The following is a 530-nucleotide window of genomic DNA, read 5'->3' on the forward strand; positions in this document are numbered from 1 at the left end:
GACGGCCACGCCGCACGGGTTGGCGTGCTTGACGATGACGCAGGCCGGCGCATCGAACTGGCGCACGCATTCCCACGCCGCATCGGCATCGGCCAGGTTGTTGTAGCTCAGCTCCTTGCCCTGCAGCTGCTGGAAGGTGGCCAGCGTGCCCGGCACCGGGTACAGGTCGCGGTAGAACGCGCCGCTCTGGTGCGGGTTCTCGCCGTAGCGCAGGTCCATCACCTTGACGAAGGTGGAATTCATCTGCGCCGGGTACTCGGCACGCGCCGGTACGTCGGCGTCGGTGGCGGTGACCGCCGACAGGTAGTTGCTGATGGCCGCGTCGTACTGGGCCACGCGGTTGAACGCGGCCACCGAGAACGCGAAGCGGGTGGCAGCGCTCAGCTGGCCGTCGTTGGCTTCAAGCGAGGCCAGCAGTTCGGCGTACTGCGACGGGTCGGTGGCCACCGCCACGCGGGCGAAGTTCTTGGCTGCCGAGCGCAGCATCGCCGGGCCGCCGATGTCGATGTTCTCCACCGCGTCGGCCAGGG

Annotated in this window: 1 pseudogene; it reads right to left on the reverse strand. The window is 68.9% G+C overall.

Annotated elements, in window-relative coordinates:
• A pseudogene (gene purH, locus C9414_RS21050) lies at positions 1 to 530 on the reverse strand (bifunctional phosphoribosylaminoimidazolecarboxamide formyltransferase/IMP cyclohydrolase); the annotation flags it as partial.

The organism is Bacillus sp. Nf3 (genome assembly GCF_003028545.1).
In the GTDB taxonomy this organism is placed as follows: Bacteria; Bacillota; Bacilli; order Bacillales; family Bacillaceae; genus Bacillus; species Bacillus safensis.